14 protein-coding genes, 4 tRNA genes, 1 other RNA gene and 1 pseudogene are annotated in these 18509 nt (G+C 71.7%); 9 read left to right on the top strand and 11 right to left on the bottom strand.

Annotation, left to right across the window (positions count from 1 at the left end):
- Positions 1-46: 46 nt before the first annotated feature.
- The 3 genes from purL to purS are packed head-to-tail and all read right to left on the bottom strand — an operon-like array spanning position 47 to position 3272.
- Positions 47-2320 carry a phosphoribosylformylglycinamidine synthase subunit PurL gene (purL, locus tag ACWDX6_RS20115; protein WP_451486248.1) on the bottom strand — a complete coding sequence of 758 codons (2274 nt, stop codon included), beginning with the start codon at positions 2318-2320 and terminating at the stop codon, positions 47-49.
- Complete coding sequence (purQ, locus tag ACWDX6_RS20110) at positions 2317-2997, bottom strand: phosphoribosylformylglycinamidine synthase subunit PurQ (protein WP_451486247.1); 681 nt, start codon at positions 2995-2997, stop codon at positions 2317-2319. Before purQ ends, purL begins: the two co-directional genes overlap by 4 nt.
- On the bottom strand, positions 2994-3272 hold the full coding sequence (purS, locus tag ACWDX6_RS20105) for a phosphoribosylformylglycinamidine synthase subunit PurS (RefSeq protein ID WP_451486246.1): 279 nt from the start codon (positions 3270-3272) through the stop codon (positions 2994-2996). The genes purQ and purS overlap by 4 nt, the downstream gene beginning before the upstream one ends.
- A gap of 322 nt (positions 3273-3594) precedes the next feature.
- Here purS and ACWDX6_RS20100 point away from each other — a divergent pair, with 322 nt between their 5' ends.
- The 8 genes from ACWDX6_RS20100 to ACWDX6_RS20065 all read left to right on the top strand — a co-directional run bounded on the left by ACWDX6_RS20100 (position 3595) and on the right by ACWDX6_RS20065 (position 8220).
- Positions 3595-3951 carry a histone-like nucleoid-structuring protein Lsr2 gene (locus ACWDX6_RS20100; RefSeq protein ID WP_451486245.1) on the top strand — a complete coding sequence of 119 codons (357 nt, stop codon included), beginning with the start codon at positions 3595-3597 and terminating at the stop codon, positions 3949-3951.
- Between the two features lie 112 nt (positions 3952-4063).
- Positions 4064-4135, top strand: a tRNA-Gly gene (locus tag ACWDX6_RS20095).
- A 120-nt stretch (positions 4136-4255) separates the two neighbouring features.
- Positions 4256-4331 (top strand) — tRNA-Gly (locus ACWDX6_RS20090).
- Positions 4332-4464: 133 nt separating this feature from the next.
- Positions 4465-5439 (top strand): ABC transporter ATP-binding protein, encoded by a 975-nt coding sequence (locus ACWDX6_RS20085; RefSeq protein ID WP_451486244.1) that lies wholly within the window; start codon positions 4465-4467, stop codon positions 5437-5439.
- Positions 5436-6200 (top strand): ABC transporter permease, encoded by a 765-nt coding sequence (locus tag ACWDX6_RS20080; protein ID WP_451486243.1) that lies wholly within the window; start codon positions 5436-5438, stop codon positions 6198-6200. Before ACWDX6_RS20085 ends, ACWDX6_RS20080 begins: the two co-directional genes overlap by 4 nt.
- 51 nt (positions 6201-6251) lie before the next feature.
- On the top strand, positions 6252-7517 hold the full coding sequence (locus ACWDX6_RS20075; RefSeq protein WP_451486242.1) for a sensor histidine kinase: 1266 nt from the start codon (positions 6252-6254) through the stop codon (positions 7515-7517).
- Positions 7514-8122 (top strand): response regulator, encoded by a 609-nt coding sequence (locus ACWDX6_RS20070; RefSeq protein WP_451486241.1) that lies wholly within the window; start codon positions 7514-7516, stop codon positions 8120-8122. The genes ACWDX6_RS20075 and ACWDX6_RS20070 overlap by 4 nt, the downstream gene beginning before the upstream one ends.
- 22 nt (positions 8123-8144) lie before the next feature.
- Positions 8145-8220 (top strand) — tRNA-Gly (locus ACWDX6_RS20065).
- A gap of 58 nt (positions 8221-8278) precedes the next feature.
- Here the strand turns inward: ACWDX6_RS20065 and ACWDX6_RS20060 are convergent.
- The 6 genes from ACWDX6_RS20060 to ffs all read right to left on the bottom strand — a co-directional run bounded on the left by ACWDX6_RS20060 (position 8279) and on the right by ffs (position 16755).
- On the bottom strand, positions 8279-9190 hold the full coding sequence (locus ACWDX6_RS20060) for a phosphoribosylaminoimidazolesuccinocarboxamide synthase (RefSeq protein WP_451486240.1): 912 nt from the start codon (positions 9188-9190) through the stop codon (positions 8279-8281).
- A 96-nt stretch (positions 9191-9286) separates the two neighbouring features.
- The gene (locus ACWDX6_RS20055) at positions 9287-10747 is read right to left on the bottom strand and encodes a N,N-dimethylformamidase beta subunit family domain-containing protein (RefSeq protein ID WP_451486239.1); all 1461 of its coding nucleotides are present in this window, start codon (positions 10745-10747) and stop codon (positions 9287-9289) included.
- Between the two features lie 160 nt (positions 10748-10907).
- Positions 10908-12875: a hypothetical protein gene (locus tag ACWDX6_RS20050; RefSeq protein WP_451486238.1), complete on the bottom strand. Its 1968-nt coding sequence runs from the start codon at positions 12873-12875 to the stop codon at positions 10908-10910.
- A 217-nt stretch (positions 12876-13092) separates the two neighbouring features.
- Complete coding sequence (gene purD / locus ACWDX6_RS20045; RefSeq protein ID WP_451486237.1) at positions 13093-14343, bottom strand: phosphoribosylamine--glycine ligase; 1251 nt, start codon at positions 14341-14343, stop codon at positions 13093-13095.
- 61 nt (positions 14344-14404) lie between these two features.
- A complete protein-coding gene (locus ACWDX6_RS20040; RefSeq protein ID WP_451486236.1) occupies positions 14405-16585 on the bottom strand; it encodes a DNA polymerase III subunit gamma and tau in 2181 nt (726 codons plus the stop codon).
- A gap of 71 nt (positions 16586-16656) precedes the next feature.
- Positions 16657-16755, bottom strand: an RNA gene (gene ffs / locus ACWDX6_RS20035) — signal recognition particle sRNA small type.
- Positions 16756-16863: 108 nt separating this feature from the next.
- Between ffs and ACWDX6_RS20030 the strand changes: the two genes are divergently transcribed.
- Positions 16864-16951, top strand: a tRNA-Ser gene (locus ACWDX6_RS20030).
- Between the two features lie 115 nt (positions 16952-17066).
- Here the strand turns inward: ACWDX6_RS20030 and ACWDX6_RS20025 are convergent.
- Both ACWDX6_RS20025 and ACWDX6_RS20020 read right to left on the bottom strand, forming a co-directional pair.
- Positions 17067-17725 (bottom strand): annotated as a pseudogene (locus ACWDX6_RS20025) (tyrosine-type recombinase/integrase); the annotation flags it as partial.
- A 162-nt stretch (positions 17726-17887) separates the two neighbouring features.
- Positions 17888-18325, bottom strand: a complete 438-nt coding sequence (locus ACWDX6_RS20020; RefSeq protein ID WP_451486235.1) for an ATP-binding protein — start codon at positions 18323-18325, stop codon at positions 17888-17890.
- Positions 18326-18509 lie beyond the last annotated feature (184 nt).

The raw sequence follows: 18509 nt of genomic DNA, 5'->3' as shown, positions 1-18509 counted from the left end.
GTCCGAGGAGGACGGGGGCTGCCTCACGTACGACCGTACGACCGGGTCAGGCCAGCAGGGCCGGGATCGTCGCCTCGTGCGCCGCACGCAGCTCGCTCAGCGCGATGCTGAACTCGCCCTGCACGTCGATCTCGTCGCCGTCCACGACACCGATCCGGGTCGCGGGCAGGCCGCGCGCCCCGCACATGTCGGTGAAGCGGAGCTCCTCGCTGCGCGGGACGGCCACGACCGCGCGGCCCGCCGACTCGCTGAAGAGGAACGTGAAGGCGTCCAGACCGTCCGGGACGACCAGCCGCGCGCCCGTCCCGCCGCGCAGGCAGGACTCGACGACCGCCTGGATCAGACCGCCGTCGGACAGGTCGTGCGCGGCGTCGATCATGCCGTCGCGGGAGGCCGAGATCAGGATCTCGCCGAGCAGCTTCTCCCGGTCGAGGTCCACGGCCGGCGGCAGTCCGCCGAGGTGCTGGTGGATCACCTCGGACCAGGCCGAGCCGCCGAACTCCTCACGCGTGTCGCCGAGCAGATAGAGGAGCTGGCCCTCTTCCGCGAAGGCGATCGGCGTACGGCGGTTGACGTCGTCGATCACACCGAGCACGGCCACGACCGGCGTCGGGTGGATGGCGGTCTCACCGGTCTGGTTGTACAGCGACACGTTGCCGCCGGTGACCGGGGTGCCCAGCTGGAGGCAGCCGTCCGCCAGGCCACGGGTGGCCTCGGCGAACTGCCACATCACGGCCGGGTCCTCGGGCGAGCCGAAGTTCAGGCAGTCCGAGATGGCGAGCGGCTTGGCGCCGGAGGCGGCGACGTTGCGGTACGCCTCCGCCAGCGCGAGCTGCGCGCCCGTGTACGGGTCGAGCTTGGCGTACCGGCCGTTGCCGTCGGTCGCCATGGCCACGCCGAGGTTGGTCTCGGCGTCGATGCGGACCATGCCCGCGTCCTCGGGCTGCGCGAGGACGGTGTTGCCCTGCACGAACCGGTCGTACTGGTCCGTGATCCAGGACTTCGACGCCTGGTTCGGCGAGGAGACCAGCTTCAGGACCTGGTCCTTCAGCTCCGCACCGCTCTCCGGCCGGGGCAGCTTGTTCGCGTCGTCGGCCTGGAGCGCGTCCTGCCACTCCGGGCGGGCGTACGGCCGGTGGTAGACCGGGCCCTCGTGGGCGACCGTGCGCGGCGGCACGTCGACGATCTGCTCGCCGTGCCAGAAGATCTCCAGGCGCTCGCCCTCGGTCACCTCACCGATGACGACGGCGATGACGTCCCACTTCTCGCAGATCTCCAGGAAGCGGTCGACGTGCTGGGGCTCGACGATCGCGCACATGCGCTCCTGCGACTCGCTCATGAGGATCTCCTCCGGCGAGAGCGTGGCGTCGCGCAGGTGGACCCGGTCGAGCTCGACGCGCATGCCACCGGAACCGGCGCTCGCGAGTTCGCTCGTCGCGCAGGAGAGTCCGGCGCCACCCAGGTCCTGGATGCCCGCGACCAGCTTCTCCTTGAAGATCTCCAGGGTGCACTCGATGAGGAGCTTCTCCTGGAAGGGGTCGCCGACCTGGACGGCGGGACGCTTCTTGGGCTTCCCCGTGCCGGAGGCACTATCGGATGCGGCGTCGAAGGTCTCGGACGCGAGGACCGAGACGCCGCCGATGCCGTCGCCGCCGGTACGGGCGCCGTAGAGGATCACCTTGTTGCCGGGGCCGGAGGCCTTGGCGAGGTGGATGTCCTCGTGCTTCATCACGCCGATGCAGCCGGCGTTGACCAGCGGGTTGCCCTGGTAGCACGCGTCGAAGACGACCTCGCCGCCGATGTTCGGCAGGCCGAGGCAGTTGCCGTAGCCGCCGATGCCGGCGACGACGCCGGGCAGGACGCGCTTGGTGTCGGGGTGGTCGGCCGCGCCGAAGCGCAGCGGGTCGACGACCGCGACCGGGCGGGCCCCCATGGCGAGGATGTCGCGGACGATGCCGCCGACGCCGGTGGCCGCGCCCTGGTAGGGCTCGATGTACGAGGGGTGGTTGTGCGACTCGACCTTGAAGGTGACCGCGTACCCCTGGCCGACGTCGACGACGCCCGCGTTCTCGCCGATGCCGACGAGCATGGCGTCGTTGTCGGGGGTCTTCTCGCCGAACTGCTTCAGGTGGACCTTGCTGCTCTTGTACGAGCAGTGCTCGGACCACATGACGGAGTACATGGCGAGCTCGGCGCCGGTGGGACGGCGGCCGAGGATCTCGCGGATGCGCGCGTACTCGTCCTCCTTGAGGCCGAGCTCCTTCCAGGGCTGCTCGACGTCAGGCGTCTCGGTCGCGTGCTTGACGGTGTCGAGAGTCATGCGTTGACCAGCTTCTTGAGGATCGAGGTGAAGAAACCGAGCCCGTCGGTACGGCCCGTACCCACCAGCGGCTCGACGGCGTGCTCCGGGTGCGGCATGAGGCCGACCACGTTGCCCGCGGCGTTGGTGATGCCCGCGATGTCGCGGAGCGAGCCGTTGGGGTTCATGTCCAGGTAGCGGAAGGCGACCCGCCCCTCGGCCTCCAGCTCGTCGAGCACCCGCTCGTCGGCGACGTACCGGCCGTCCATGTTCTTGAGCGGGACCTGGATCTCCTGGCCCTGTTCGTAGTCCGCCGTCCAGGCGGTGTCCGCGTTCTCCACCCGCAGCTTCTGGTCGCGGCAGATGAAGTGCAGGTGGTTGTTGCGCAGCATCGCGCCCGGCAGCAGATGGGCCTCGGTGAGGATCTGGAAGCCGTTGCAGATACCGAGGACGGGCATGCCCGCCTTCGCCTGGTCGATGATCGTCCCCATGACCGGCGAGAAGCGGGAGATGGCTCCGGCCCGCAGATAGTCGCCGTAGGAGAAGCCGCCGGCCAGGACCACGGCGTCGACCTGCTTGAGGTCCTTGTCGCGGTGCCAGAGCGAGACGGGCTCGGCGCCCGCCAGACGGACGGCGCGCAGTGCGTCCTGATCGTCGAGCGTTCCGGGGAACGTGACGACGCCGATGCGTGTGGTCACGACCGGACCCCTGCGGGAACCTCGGACTCGGCCGTTTCGACCTTGACGACGAAGTCCTCGATCACGGTGTTGGCAAGGAAGGTTTCGGCCATCTCATGGATGCGGGCGAGGGCGGCGTCGTCGACCGGCCCCTCCACCTCCAACTCGAAGCGCTTCCCCTGGCGGACGTCGGCGATCCCGGTGAAACCGAGGCGGGGCAGTGCACGCTGCACCGCCTGTCCCTGCGGGTCGAGGATCTCCGGCTTGAGCATGACGTCGACTACGACGCGTGCCACTGGCACTCCCGGTGGTGTGTTGCGTGGGCGGTTCCCTCAGCGTACCTGCCTCCAAATTCTACGCGGGTAGAAGACTGGAGGACCCTACAAACGCCACCACGGATCCGTACGGAAAATTCAAGTGAAATATCGCGTCGCCCATTGCGGCGGGACACGCGGATGCAATTGGCTGGGCTTCACAATGCGACACCTACCGCTGTACAAAGGAATACAGAGGAAAGCAGCATTACCCCGGGATAGCCGTAAAGACGGTATCGCCGCACGTCAGACGCGTCACGTACGCCGACACGACACGGCGGACCGCACGAAAGGACCGATATCCGTGGCTCAGCGTGTAGTGGTCACCCTCTTCGACGACATCGACGGCGGAGAAGCGGCGGAAACGGTTGCGTTCGGCCTGGACGGGAAGATGTACGAGATCGACCTGAATCCCGCCAATGCAGAGAAACTGCGCAAGGCCCTGGCTCCGTACCTCGCCGCGGGCCGGAAGCAGACCGGCAAGGCCGCGGCCGGCCGCGGTGGCGGACCGGGCACGCCGACCGGCGGTTCGTACAAGCACACCACGCTCGCCCCCGACCCCGCGGCGGTCCGCGCCTGGGCGCAGTCCAACAAGATGGACGTGCCCGCCCGCGGCCGGATCCCGAAGCGGGTCTACGAGGCGTTCCGCGAGGCCAGTTGACCCCCACCCCTGACGGGGCACCAGCTACCGAGTTGCACGACACCCCCGGTGATCGGCTAGAGTCTGGAGCACGCCGAGGGGCGAGGCCGCAAGGCCGGACCTCACGCAGCGTGCGGGTGTAGTTCAGTAGTAGAACATCCCCCTTCCAGGGGGAAGGCGCAGTGTGCAATTCCTGTCACCCGCTCTGCATCGCCTTACCGGTCCCTTAGGGGTGTCCCCCAGCTCGAAGACGGAGTCGAGAGCCAGGGGAAGGATCAGGTAGAGTGGTGCTCGCACCGCCCAGTGAGAGCTGAGCGGCAGCAATGCGGACGTGGCTCAGTTGGTAGAGCATCACCTTGCCAAGGTGAGGGTCGCGAGTTCGAATCTCGTCGTCCGCTCCATACGAAGAAGCCCCCGGTCGAACAGACCGGGGGCTTCTTCGTGTCCCCGGCTTCGCAGGGCGCTGACATTTGTCATGTCCAGCGATGACACCGCGCACTGCCGACCGCCCCCGCCCGGCGGAAAGCTGAAGCCATGACCAACGTGATCGAGGCCGAGGACCTCCGCCGGACCTACTCCGGCGGCTTCGAAGCAGTCGACGGGATCTCACTCGCCGTCCCCCAGGGTGAGATCTTCGCCCTCCTCGGGACCAACGGGGCGGGCAAGACCTCCACCGTCGAGCTCCTGGAAGGCCTCGCCGCCCCCAGCGGCGGGACCGTCCGCGTCCTCGGCCACGACCCCTACCGGCAGCGGGCCGCCGTCCGCCCCCGGATCGGGGTGATGCTCCAGGAGGGCGGTTTCCCCTCCGATCTCACGGTGACCGAAACCGTACGGATGTGGGCCGGCTGCACCAGCGGCGCACGGCCCACCGCCGAAGCTCTGGACATGGTCGGCCTCCGGGCTCGCGGGGAGGTGCGGATCAAGCAGCTCTCCGGCGGTGAACGGCGGCGCCTCGACCTGGCGCTCGCCCTCCTCGGCCGCCCCGAGGTCCTCTTCCTCGACGAACCGACCACCGGCCTGGACGCCGAGGGCCGGCGTGACACCTGGCAGCTGGTGCGGGCGCTGCGGGACAGCGGGACGACCGTGCTCCTGACCACGCACTACCTGGAGGAGGCCGAGTCCCTGGCCGACCGGCTCGCGATCATGCACCAGGGCCGGATCGTGATCTCCGGCACCCCGGCGGAGGTCACCGCCGCCCGGCCCGCCCGCATCCGCTTCGTCCTCCCCGAGGGCGTCCCGGCCGGGCGTCTGCCGCTCGCACTGCGCGCCGCCGCCGAGGGCCGCCGCGTGGAGATCCGTACGCGGGAACTGCAGGACGCGCTCGGCGAACTGCTGGCGTGGGCGCGTGAGGCAGGCGTACGGCTGGAAGGGCTCGACGCCCGCTCGGCGTCGCTCGAGGAGGCGTTCCTGAAGATCGCCTCCGGCGCCGGCGCCGGTACCGCCGGGTCCCGTACCACCGACTCCCGTAACGCCGATCCCGTCACGACCGGCCTGGAAGGTGCCCGATGAACGCCACCGTCACCCGGCTCACCGCTCTCGGGCGGGCCGAACTCACCCTCCTCGGGCGGAACAAGAACAACCTCTTCATCGCCCTCCTGATGCCCCTGCTGATGATCTTCGTGCTGCGCTCCTCCATCTCGCAGATGGGCACCGACGAGCTGCCCAGGGGAGTCGCCGGGGCCACCCTCGTCGGCGGCACCGGCATGGTCCTGATCCTCGTCGTCTACATGGGCCTGGTCTCCGCCTACGTCGCCCGCCGCGAGGAACTGGTCCTCAAGCGGCTGCGCACCGGCGAGGCGAGCGACCCGGAGATCCTCGCCGGGGCCGCGCTCCCCTCCGCCGCCATCGCGCTCGCCCAGTGCGCCGTGCTGGCCGTCGGCGGTGTCACCGTCCTCGATCTGCCCGCCCCCGAGCGGCCGGAGCTGCTGGCGCTCGGCCTGCTCGCCGGCATACCGCTGCTCGCCGCCCTGGCCGCCGCGACCACCGTCATCACCCGCAACGTCGAGAGCGCGGGCCTGACCACCCTGCCGTTCTTCCTCGTCTCGGCCATGGGCTCGGGGATGATGGTGCCCCGCGAGGTGCTGCCCGACGTCGTCGCCGACGTCTGCGAACTGCTGCCGCTCAGCGGGGTGATGGAGTTCGTCCGGGCCGGCTGGTTCGGCACCGACGGCACCGGTGACCTGGTCACCGCCGCCGTCACCACGCTCGCCTGGGGCATGATCACCGTGTTCGCTGTCCAGCGGTGGTTCCGCTGGGAACCGCGACGCTAGAGACTCGCTGGAAGCAGCGAGAAGCACGCTGAGGGACGGGGGGCCGGGCGGGTGTCCAGACTGACCGGATGGTGGGTCGGCCGCAGCGACGCGGCCAAGGTCGAGCTGTACACACGGTGGACCTTCCACTTCTTCGCCCTGATCGAGATCGCCGCCATCGGCGGCGTACCGCTCGCCCAGACCGACCGCACCCCCCTCGGCCTGCCGCTGGGCCTCGCCCTCGCACTGCTGGTCTGCGCCCACGCCGTCCTGACCGCCGTCCTCTCCTCCCGCGCGCTCGACTGGGCCCTCGACCGCCGCGAGCGGCCGGTCCGGCTCGCGGTCGCCCTCGTGGCCCTGACCGCGGCCGGCGCCCTGACCCTCATCGCGCTGCGCGCCACCGGGACCCTCGCCGACGGGGCGATCGCCGCGAGCGTCGTCACCGGCACGGTCACCTTCAGCCTCGGCAGCCTCGTCCTGTGCATGAACCGGGTCCGGCACATGCTGTACGTGGCACCGCTCGCCGCCTTCGCGACGGGCGGCGCCGTCGCGGCGATGGGTGTCGGACTCGGAGAGGCCCTCGGCTACGCGGTGGGCATCCTCCTCGCAGGCGGCGGGCTCGTCGCCGCCTGCGGGTTCTCCGGCTGGCTGATGAGGATGGTCTGGGAGCTGGAACGGTCGAAGGAGCTGAAGGCACGCCTCGCCGTCGCCGAGGAGCGGCTGCGCTTCGGGCGCGACCTCCACGACGTCATGGGCCGCAATCTGTCGGTGATCGCGCTCAAGAGCGAGCTCGCCGTCCAGCTCGCCCGGCGCGGACGCCCGGAGGCCGTGGACCAGATGATCGAGGTGCAGCGGATCGCCCAGGAGTCGCAGCGGGAGGTACGGGACGTGGTGCGCGGCTACCGGGAGGCGGACCTGCGGGTCGAACTGGAAGGAGCGCGCGGTGTCCTGACCGCCGCCGGGATCACCTGCGCCATGGACTCGACGGACCTGGAGCTGCCCTCCGACGTGCGGTCGGCGCTCGGCTGGGTGGTCCGTGAGGCCACGACGAACGTACTGCGGCACGGCGACCCGTCGCGCTGCGTGATCTCCCTGCGGGGGAAGGACGGCGCGGTGCTGCTGACCGTGGAGAACGACGGCGTACGGGAGGTGCCCGGGGCCCGGGCCGGCGGCTCGGGCCTGGCGGGGCTGCGTGAACGGCTCTCGGCGGTGGCCGGGACCCTGGAGGCCGGACCGGCCGGCGGGGGCACGTTCCGGGTGACGGCGCGGGTGCCTCTCCCCGTACAGGGAGGCGGGCGCGGGCCCCTGCGCGCGCCGGTCGAGGGGGAGGCGCTGTGACCGTACGCGTGCTGCTCGCCGACGACGAGCATCTGATCCGGGGCGCGCTCGCCGCCCTGCTCGGTCTGGAGGACGACCTCGTGGTCGTCGCCCAGGCCGCCACCGGCCCCGAGGCCCTCGCCATGGCCCGCGCCCACCGGCCCGATGTCGCGGTCCTCGATCTGGAGATGCCCGGTGCCGACGGTGTGAAGGTCGCCACATCCCTGCGCGAGGAGCTGCCCGAGTGCCAGACCATGATCGTGACCGGCCACGGCCGCCCCGGCCACCTCAAGCGGGCGCTCGCCGCCGGGGTGCGGGGGTTCGTGCCGAAGACCGTCAGCGCCCAGCGGTTGGCCGAGATCATCCGTACCGTCCACGCCGGAAACCGTTACGTGGACCCGGAGTTGGCGGCCGACGCGATCTCCGCCGGGGACTCGCCGCTGACCGCGCGGGAGGCCGAGGTCCTGGAGTTCGCGGCGGACGGGGCCCCGGTCGCGGAGATCGCCGAGCGCGCCTCCCTCTCGCCCGGGACGGTCCGGAACTACCTCTCCTCGGCCGCGACGAAGCTCGGCGCCGAGAACCGGCACACGGCGGTACGTCTCGCGCGGGAGAAAGGTTGGGTATAGTTGGCTCCGCGCTACGGCGCATGCGGACGTGGCTCAGTTGGTAGAGCATCACCTTGCCAAGGTGAGGGTCGCGAGTTCGAATCTCGTCGTCCGCTCCACAGGAAGAAGCCCCCGGTCGATCCGACCGGGGGCTTCTTCGTGCTCGGCGCCTGTGCCTCAGTGCCAGGTGTGGCCGGTCAGCAGCTCGTACGCCTCCACGTACTTGGCGCGCGTGGCGTCCACGATCTCCTGGGGGAGCGCGGGCGGCGGCTGCTCGCTCTTGCGGTTCCAGCCGGAGGCCGGGGAGGTCAGCCAGTCGCGGACGAACTGCTTGTCGTACGACGGCTGGGCGTGGCCCGGCTCCCAGTCGGCGGCCGGCCAGAAGCGCGAGGAGTCCGGGGTCAGCACCTCGTCGGCGATGACCAGCCTGTCGCCGTCCGGGGTGGACGCGAAGCCGAACTCGAACTTGGTGTCGGCGAGGATGATCCCGCGCTCGCGGGCGATGTCCCGGGCCCGGCTGTACACGGCGAGGGTCGCCTGGCGCAGCATGGCGGCGGTCTCCGCGCCGACCTGACGGGCCACCTCCTCATAGCTCACGTTCTCGTCGTGCTCGCCGACGGCGGCCTTGGTGGCGGGGGTGAAGATCGGGGCGGGCAGCTCGGAGCCGTCGCTCAGGCCCTCGGGGAGGGCGAGGCCGCAGACCGTACGGGACTCGTTGTACTCCACGAGGCCCGAGCCGGTCAGATAGCCGCGCGCCACGCACTCGACCGGGATCATCCGGAGCGACTGGCAGACGAGGGTGCGGCCCTCCCAGTCGGCGGGGGCGCCGGCCGGCAGGTCGGTGGAGAGGACGTGGTTGGGGACCAGGTCGGTCAGCTGATCGAACCACCAGAGCGAGAGCTGGGTGAGGACCCGGCCCTTGTCGGGGATCTCGGTCGGCAGGACCCAGTCGTACGCGGACATGCGGTCGCTGGCCACCATGACGAGGTCGCCGGCCTCGTTCTGGTAGAGGTCACGCACCTTGCCCGTGTGCAGGTGGGTCAGGCCCGGGACCTGGACAGGCTCGGGCTTTTCTACGAATCCGGACACGGTTCCTCCGCGTAGGTTGATCCAGGAGCGATTCGATTCTCTCGCACCGGGACGCGGGGACGGCGGGCGGCCCGCCCTGAGTGTCCGGTCCCGTGGTCAGTCTCGCTTGCAGATGCGGTCCAGGAGGTTCGCGGTGGCGCGCTGGATGCGCGGGTCGACATGGCCGGGCCGGTCCAGGGCCGGCGACCAGGCGAACGTGCCGGAGGCGAAGACCCAGGCGCCGGACGGAGCCCGGTAGAGGGAGGTCTCCTGGTGGCGCAGGGCCCCCTCGCTGTCCTGGTAGGGCGAGTGCGCGAGGAGGATCCGGCCCTCGTGCTCGGGCAGCGCGGTGCGCGGGAAGTAGCGGTCGGCCTCTCCGGCGACCAGGCCCGGGATCTCGTCGCCGTCGCCCGCGCCGGTCGCCTCCCAGAGCCAGTGGTCCGCGTTCCGTACGACCAGGGGGTGCGGCTCGGGAACCCTTCCCGCGTACTGGATGCCGAGCAGCTGCTGCTCCGGGCGGTCGATCTCGCGCCACAGCGCGGGGCGGCCGGGGCCGCGGCGCTTGCGGCAGGTCAGGAGCCGGTCGGGGACGCCGGACGGGGAGGGGCCCAGCTCCACCTGCCAGTACATGGTGTTGGCGGAGAGGAAGACGAGCGACGTGCCCTGCTCGCGGGCGAGCTCCACCGTCCTGCGCATGGGGACGGACCAGTACTCGTCGTGGCCGGGGAAGACCAGGCCGCGGTAGCGGGTGGGGTCGACGCGGCCGGCGTGCAGGTCGCGGGTCTCGGCGTACGCGAGGTCGTAGCCGTACCGCTCGGCCCAGCGGATGAAGTCGTAGGCGTGGCCGACGTGCAGGGGGAGTCCGGCACCGGCGTAGGGGCGGTCGAAGGAGACGGTGATCGCCGCGTCCTCCTCGCCGAGGAGCCGGCCCTGCTCGTCCCACGCGTGGTAGAGGCTGGCCCCGGTGCGCCCGTCCTCCGGGTAGAGGTTGTACGCCTGCCAGGTCACGTCCGGGAGGACGAGGAGGAGGTCGGCGGGGTGGTTGTCGCGGACCGTGAAGGGGATGTGGGAGCGGTAGCCGTCGGCCGTGGTCAGCACGGCGACGTACGCACCGATCGCCCAGAGGGACGGGATCTGCAGCCGCCAGGACTGCCACCAGTGGTGACAGGAGACGGTCCGGTCGGCGGTGAGCGGGGCCGGCTGGACGATCCCGGAGAGACGCGGGCTCGTGGTGACCTTGGTGGCGCCCTCGCCGGCGTAGTGACCGATTCGGTAGATGTCGACCGAGAACTGCTGCGGCGGGTCCACCGTGATGTGGAAATCGATCGCCTCGCCGGGGGCGACCGCTCCACTGGACGTGAAGCCCTTGATCTGGCTGCTCACGTCGTCGGCCGTACGAGGGCCGCCGCTGCCGCCGCGCGCCAGGGTGGCGTCGGCGTACCAGGGGACGACCTGGCCGGTGTCGTCGAAATAGTTCTCCGACCCCCGCAACCAGGGCAGAGGGCCCTGTCCGAACGGGTCCGTGACGGCGTGGGCGAGCGCGCCCGATTCCCATCGCCTGATCTGCTCCGCCCCCATGTTCGCGCCCCTCCCTCGACTCCCCCGCGTCATGTCTGTCATGTGCTGCTGTCAGTGCCGGTCCCCAGCACATCACATAACGCACGCACTCCGTCACCGTTCGTCGCGAATTGACGTGAACGGAAGGTGGGCTTCCGTTCGTCGGCCGGGTGAGCGGGGCTCAGACGAGGCGTACGGGCTTCTCCGGACGGACGCCGGTCTCGGTGAGCCAGGCGCGCAGGGGTTCCGGGTCGCCGTCCTCGACGAGGGCCATGACACGGGCCGGCAGGTCGGTGCTGCGCGCGCCGCCGACGAGGAGCGCGGGTCCGTCGAGCCAGTCGAGGCCGGGAGTGGCGCCCGCCGTGTCGACGGCGGCGCAGCAGACCATCGCGGTCACGTGGTCCGCCAGCAGGTCGCGCCCGGTCCGGGGCGGCTGCAGCGGGAAGAGCGGCAACTGGTCGGCTCCGGCCGTCCCTAGAGCCGCGGCGGCGTGCGGCCCGGGCGCGGTGGCGGGGAGGGGCCTGGCGGCCTCCTCGCGGGCGACATGGGCGGTCAGCGCGGCGGCGAGGGAGTCGGCGGCGGGCGTGGGGAGGGCGGGCTCGTCGGCGGTGGACGCGTCGGGGTCGGCGTCGGGGTCGGCGTCGCTGGGCCGGGCGTCGACGGCGCCGGGGTCCGCGTCGGCGTCGGCGACGGCGTCGGGGTGCCTGGTGTCGGCGTCGCTGGGCCTGGCGTCGGCGTCGGCGGGCCCGGCGTCGACGGCGTCGGCATCAGGGACGTAGGGGGCGCCCGGCGGCGGGGCAGGGGCGGCGGGGGCCGGGGTGGGGGCCGAGTCCGGGAGCCGGCCGTCTGCGGGCGCGGCGTCGGCCGAGGCCGACCGCGTGGGCCTCGCGAGGTGGGACATCACGCGGGTGAGGGTGGGGCCGTCGGCCGTCGTCGTGTGGCCGGCCGGACCCGAGGGCAGGACGCCCAGTTCGTCGAGGACCTCGTGGAGGCGGGCCGCGTCCATGCGCCACTTGCGGTCCACCACCTCCTCCGGGTACTGGCTCCAGTCCACCGGGGCCCAGTCCGGGCCGGCCTCCGCCGGGCCGCCGTGGAAGAGCCGGGCGGCGAGCAGCGAGGCCGCCTCGTCGACCGCGCCGGGCTCCTCCAGCAGGTCGCAGGCCGGGCGCTCACCGAGCCGGGTGGTGAAGCCCTCGGCGAGCCGGTCGCGGCGGGAGAGCTCGGTGAGGGCGGCGACCACGCCGACGTCGAGGCTCGACGGCCAGCGGCCCATCCGCCAGGCGGGCAGCGCCACGCGGGTGAGGAGCCGGTCCCAGCCCGCGTAGGCGAGACCGACCTGCTCCTGGGCGACGATCCGGATGCCGTAGTCCACCGCCTGGGCCCGTTCCGAGCCGGCCGCGGCGACCCCGCGCTCCATCTCGGCGGCATGGCCCCGGCAGCTGCGCAGCAGGACCCGGGCGACCCGCCCGACCCCGTGGGCGCCGAGCCGGCGGACCGGGTCGAGACCGGGGCTGCGGGGCGAGGCGACGGCGGCGTCCAGGCCCTGCACGAAGCGGCGGGCCGCGGCTATGTCGGGGTGCGCGGCCGGGGCCGTACCGGCGACGACGGGGGCGAGGACCGCCCGCAGTTCGCCGACGCGCATCCACCACAGGAAGGGCGAGCCGATGACGAGGACGGGCGCGTCGGAGGAGCGTCGCAGTCCGGGCGTACGGCCGTGCGCCGGGTGCGTACGGTCCTCCAGCCAGCTGTCGCAGTCCGGGGTCAGGGCTATCGCGGAGGGTGCGGGGACGTCGAGCCGGTCGGCCAGGTCCCGGACCATCCGGTAGAGATCGGGGGCGGCGGACTCCGCGAGCTCCACGGTCGGTGTGACGGCGGGCCGGGCCCGCGCGACGACCAGCGCGACGGCCGCGGCGGCGAGGAGGACGACCAGGGCGAGGACGGTCACCACCCAGCGGGCCACGTCCCAGCCGGCGCCCGTGAGATGGCCTGTGACACCCCCCGCGTACAGGATCACGGCCGCGGCGGCGGGAAGCAGCGCGACGGCGAGTGCCCTGCCGCGGACGCGGAGCACGGCGAGGGCCCGGGTGCGCGCGGCGCGCGCACCCATCTCCTCGCCGACAACGGAACCGGTACCGGACACGCCGTACATCACCCCCTCCTGCCCTCGACGGGATTGCCTGTGGCGGTGTTGCTCACTCCCCCACTGTGGCACCCGCCACTGACATCGCAATGCCGGTGAGCCAAGTGCCGGAACGCCTTCGCCGCACCCTAGTTGGGGGTTCGACGGGCGTCATCCGGATGGCTCAGTCGTCACTCGATGGAATGGCTTTGGGCAAAGGTGGTGACACGCAGGCGTGCTTAGGGGTTCACTCCCCGGCCGCCGCGCGCGCGATGTCCGTACGGTGCTGGGAGCCGTCCAGACGGATGCGGCCGACCGCCGTGTACGCCCGTCGGCGGGCCTCCGCCAGGTCCTTGCCGGTCGCCGTGACCGAGAGGACGCGGCCACCGGCGCTCACGATCGCGTCGCCGTCCCGCTTCGTCCCGGCGTGCAGGACGTACGCGTGCGGAGCGTCCTGTGCCGCGACCTCGTCGAGACCCTCGATCGGGTCGCCCGTCCGGGGGGTTCCGGGGTAGTTGTGCGAGGCGACGACCACGGTGACGGCGGCTTCGTCGCGCCAGGTGAGCGGGGGCTCGTTGTCGAGGGTGCCGTTGGCGGCGTTCAGCAGGACGCCCGCCAGCGGGGTCTTGAGACGGGCGAGGACCACCTGGGTCTCCGGGTCGCCGAAGCGGGCGTTGAACTCGATGACCCGTACGCCCCGGCCGGTGATGGCCAGGCCCGCGTACAGCAGGCCCTGGAACGGCGTGCCGCGGCGGCGCAGCTCGTCCACCGTGGGCTGCAGGACGGTGGCCATGACCTCGTCGACCAGCTTGGGGTCCGCCCAGGGCAGCGGCGAGTACGCGCCCATGCCGCCGGTGTTCGGGCCCTCGTCGCCGTCGAGCGCGCGCTTGAAGTCCTGCGCGGGAGTGAGGGGGAGGACGGTGACGCCGTCGGTGATCGCGAAGAGGGAGACCTCCGGGCCGTCGAGGTACTCCTCGATGACCACGCGGCCGCAGGAGAGCGCGTGCGCGCGGGCCTGCTCGACGTCCTCGGTGACGACGACGCCCTTGCCGGCGGCCAGGCCGTCGTCCTTGACGACGTACGGAGCGCCGAAGGCGTCCAGCGCCGCGTCGATCTCCTCCGGGGTGGTGCAGACGTAGCTGCGGGCGGTGGGGACGTTGGCGCCCGCCATGACGTCCTTGGCGAACGCCTTGGAACCCTCCAGTCGCGCCGCCTCCTGGGACGGGCCGAAGCAGGGGACGCCGGCCGCGCGGACGGCGTCGGCGACACCGGCGACGAGCGGCGCCTCCGGGCCGACGACCACGAGATCGGCGCCGAGGCCGGTCGCGAGGCGGGCGACGGCTTCGCCGTCCAGCTGGTCGACGGGGTGCAGCTCGGCGACCTCCGCGATTCCGGCGTTGCCGGGCGCGCAGTGCAGAGCGGTGACGTCGGGATCGAGGGAGAGAGAGCGGCACAGGGCATGTTCGCGGGCGCCGCCGCCGATGACGAGGACCTTCACGCCAGCCAGGGTAGCCCGCGGGGCGGGATGCCCCTTGTGCGGGCCACCGAGCGAGACGGCTCTACTCGTTCGTGTATTCCTCCACAACCGTGGCTCCGAGCTCGCGCACGATCAGCTCGTGGCCGGAGAGCGCGGAGTCGACGAGGTCCGGATCGTCCTCCTCCGGGATGTCGTCCTCGGGCGCGACGGACCGCGGCGCGGGGGCCTGCTGCGGCGCCTGTGGTGCGTGTGATCCCTGCGATGCCGGTGACCCTTGCCGGCCTTGCGGTGCTTGTGCTTGTACGGAGCTGGGGCCGGCGGACGCGGAGGCTGAGCGGGCCTGGGGCGCGGACCCGGGCCCGGGCCCTTGGGGCTGCCGGCCGGAGGCGGGGGACGGAGCGTAGTCCTGCTGCGGCGACTGGGCGGGGGCCTGCGCCTGCCGTCCGCCGCCGAAGTTGGGCGCGGCGGGCGGAGGCGAGACGCCGCCCGACGGGTCGATGATCGCCTCGATCTTCCACTGGACGTTGAACTGCTCGGCCAGCGCCTGCTTGAGCACGTCCTCGCTGCCGCTGCTCGCGAAGTTGTCACGGGCGCCGGCGTTGAGGAAGCCGAGCTGGAGGGTGGTTCCGTCGAACCCGGCGACCTGGGCGTTCTGGCTGAGCAGGATCCAGGTGAACCGGCGCCGGTTCTTGACCGCCTCGAGGATCGACGGCCACATGTTCCGCACCTGGGCGGCGCCCTGCGCCATGTCCCCGGCGGGGGCGGCGGGGGCGGCCGACTGCGGGGTGGGCGCGGGGGCCTGGGGTGCGGGGGCCGGGGCAGGGCTGGAGGCTCCCGGCCAGGCGCCGGGGGCGGCGCCCCCTGGCTTGGCGGCTCCGGGCCAGGCACCGGGGCGCGGCGCGTCGGCGGCGGGCTGCTCGGGGGCGGGGGCCGGGGCAGGAGCCGGTGCGGGCTGGGCGGGAGCGGCCTGGGCGGGCGCCGCGGCCTGCGGGGGAGCCGGTGCGGGGGCCGGGGGCGCCGGTGTCATGGCATGGGCTTCGGGCGCGGGGACGTACCCCATGGCCGGCGCCGGAGAGCTGGTCGTGAAGACCGGCGCGGGCATCGCCGCACCACGCTCGAGCCGGTCGAGCCTGGCCTGGACCGACCGCTCGTCGTCGAAGGCGGCGGGCAGCAGCACGCGCGCGCAGATCAGCTCCAGCTGGAGCCGCGGAGACGTGGCACCGCGCATCTCGGTGAGCCCGGTGTTGACCAGGTCGGCCGCCCTGCTGAGCTCGGCGGCGCCGAAGACGGAGGCCTGGGCCTGCATCCGCTCGACCACGTCCACGGGGGCGTCGATGAGCCCCTTCTCGGCGGCGTCGGGGACGGCGGCGAGGATCACCAGATCCCGCAGCCGCTCCAGCAGATCGGCGACGAAGCGCCGGGGATCGTTGCCGCCCTCGACGACCCGGTCGACGACCTCGAACGCGGCGGCACCGTCACCGGCCGCGAAGGCGTCGACGACGGAGTCGAGCAGCGACCCGTCCGTATAGCCGAGAAGGGACGTGGCCATGGCGTATGTCACACCGTCGTCCGCCGCGGCGGCCAGCAGCTGGTCCATGACGGACATCGAGTCACGCACGGACCCGGCACCGGCCCGCACGACGAGGGGCAGGACCCCGTCCTCGACGGGGATGCCCTCACGGCCGCAGACCTCGCCCAGATAGTCCCGCAGAGTGCCGGGCGGCACGAGCCGGAAGGGGTAGTGGTGCGTCCGCGACCGGATGGTCCCGATGACCTTCTCGGGCTCGGTGGTCGCGAAGATGAACTTGAGGTGCTCCGGCGGCTCCTCGACCACCTTCAGCAGGGCGTTGAAGCCCGCCGAGGTGACCATGTGGGCCTCGTCGATGATGTAGATCTTGTACCGGCTCGACGCCGGTCCGAAGAACGCCTTTTCCCGCAGGTCACGGGCGTCGTCGACGCCACCGTGGGAAGCCGCGTCGATCTCGATGACGTCGATCGACCCGGGTCCGTTGCGCGCGAGGTCCCGGCAGGACTGGCACTCGCCGCAGGGGGTGGGCGTCGGCCCCTGCTCGCAGTTCAGACACCGGGCGAGGATGCGCGCACTGGTCGTCTTGCCGCAGCCACGGGGTCCGCTGAACAGGTACGCGTGATTGACCCGGTTGTTCCGCAGGGCTTGCTGCAACGGGTCGGTGACATGCTCCTGCCCAATGACCTCGGCGAAGGACTCGGGGCGGTAGCGGCGGTACAACGCGAGAGACGACACGTATACGAGGTTATAGGCGCGCACCGACAACCCGTCCCGTGAAGCCCGGCCCCGGCCCTCCCGCCCCCGGGAACGCAAGCGCCCCCCACGCACCCGCCAGAGCCGACCTACCCTTGCTGCCTTCCGGCCCTGGGGGAGTTCAGTCAGATAGCGCCACGTGAGGGGCTCCGCCAAGGGTACCCGATTCCGGAGGCCGCTCGGGCCCCCGGGACCGGTCCGGGGGAACCGTTGTGGATCACGTTCGCGAGCACCCCTCAACGTCTTGTATTGTTTGCGGCGGAGGATTCGCCTAGTGGCCTAGGGCGCACGCTTGGAAAGCGTGTTGGGGGCAACCCCTCACGAGTTCGAATCTCGTATCCTCCGCCATTGCTCTCACCGGGCAATACGAAGAGGCCCTGACCAGTTTCGGCTGGTCAGGGCTTCTTCGCGTGCTGGCTAGGGCCCGGACAGTCGGACCTCACACGCGGCAGAGCTGAGAGCCCTAGTGATCTTCCGTCTCAGTTCGGGTCTGAGGGGGCCGGCTCGGGCCTTCCACAGCGTCTCCGCCCGCTTCCTCGGCTACGCCCCAGAGTGCGTCACCGACCTGCTTGACGACCTTCTTTAAGAGCGGGCCGGTTACGTGCATGTACCGGGCGCGCATCCTCCCGGACCCGCCCGGCTCCCAGCCCATGATGGCGTCCACCACCACATCGGGGACCCCGAGCAAGAGCAGCACTGTCCCGGCAGTGTGCCGAGCGTCATGGAGTCGCCCGTCTCGTACGCCGGCGTCCTCCAGCAGCTTCTTCCAGTGGTGGTAGTCCGTTTTCGGGATGAGCGGCCCACCGGTCGGCCGTGCGAAGACGTACCCCTTGTGCTCCCATTCGTCCCCGGCCTCCCTGTGCTCGCGGTCCTGCTCCTCCTGGTGCTTACGGAGGAGCTTGATCAACGGCACGGGGAGACCAATCGTGCGGCGGCCGGCGCGAGACTTGGTGCTCTTGTGCTCGCGCCGGATCTGCTTGCGCTTGGGCCAGTAGCCGGGCTTCCGGTCGCAGGTACCACCGCAGTCGTGCTCGTACTTCGGCCGCAGGCGGTCCGGATCCGGATGTACCCGGCGTCCAGGTAGACGTCTTCCAACATGAGTCCGAGGGCTTCCCGACGCCGTGGGTGACGAAGTCGGAGAGGCCCTTTCCCTCCTCGTCGACGACCCCGATGGCCGCGTCGAGCGCGTCGGGCTGTCCGCCACGGCGGGTGCGCACCGTGTACGTCTCGGTCGGCAGCAGTTCCGTCAGGTCGGGCCGCCTCGGGTGCCATCTCAGCCGAACCCTAGGCAAGCACCACCCAGGCAGCCTTGGTTCCGCAGTCCGTGACCTGGAACCCCCACTGTCCCCGGGTCAGCTCGTTCACGATGCGCAGGCCCCGTCCGCGCTCAGTGAGCAGCCCGCTCACTGCCTCCGACGCGGTGGCTTCCGGCGAGGACGCGGCAGCCAGGTAGAGGTCCGTCGAAAGAAGAGGACTCCCGTCGTGGATCTCGCAGATCCACCTTCCGGCAACAGAGCGAAGGTGTACCTCGTACGGGCCGCACGCGTGCTCGTGCGCGTTTGCCACGAGCTCCGAGACCGCCAGGACTCCGTCACTGATGACGTCGTCGGACAGGCCCACATCTTCGAGAACACGTCGCAGAACCGAGCGGGCTTCGCCCGTCGGGTTGATGGTGTGGTCGCTCCAGCGGTACACGAGGGCGGTAGACGGCGCACTGATCATCGGGCGGCGGACCTCCTGCGGGTGACGTCGGTGGCCTCCTCCCAGGGCTCCGGAGCGGCCGCGGCAGTGCGTACGCCACCGAAAGCGTAGAAACCGCATAAAGCACCATGGCCGAGCGTGTCCGGCCCCTGGGATGGTCGTGGCTCAAGCCCCCGGCCACGAGGCCGGTCGCGAGTCACTCGCT

The organism is Streptomyces sp. NPDC003027 (assembly GCF_053591435.1).
Note: the sequence above shows the minus strand (reverse complement) of the source record. Positions and strands in the feature narration are given on the sequence as shown.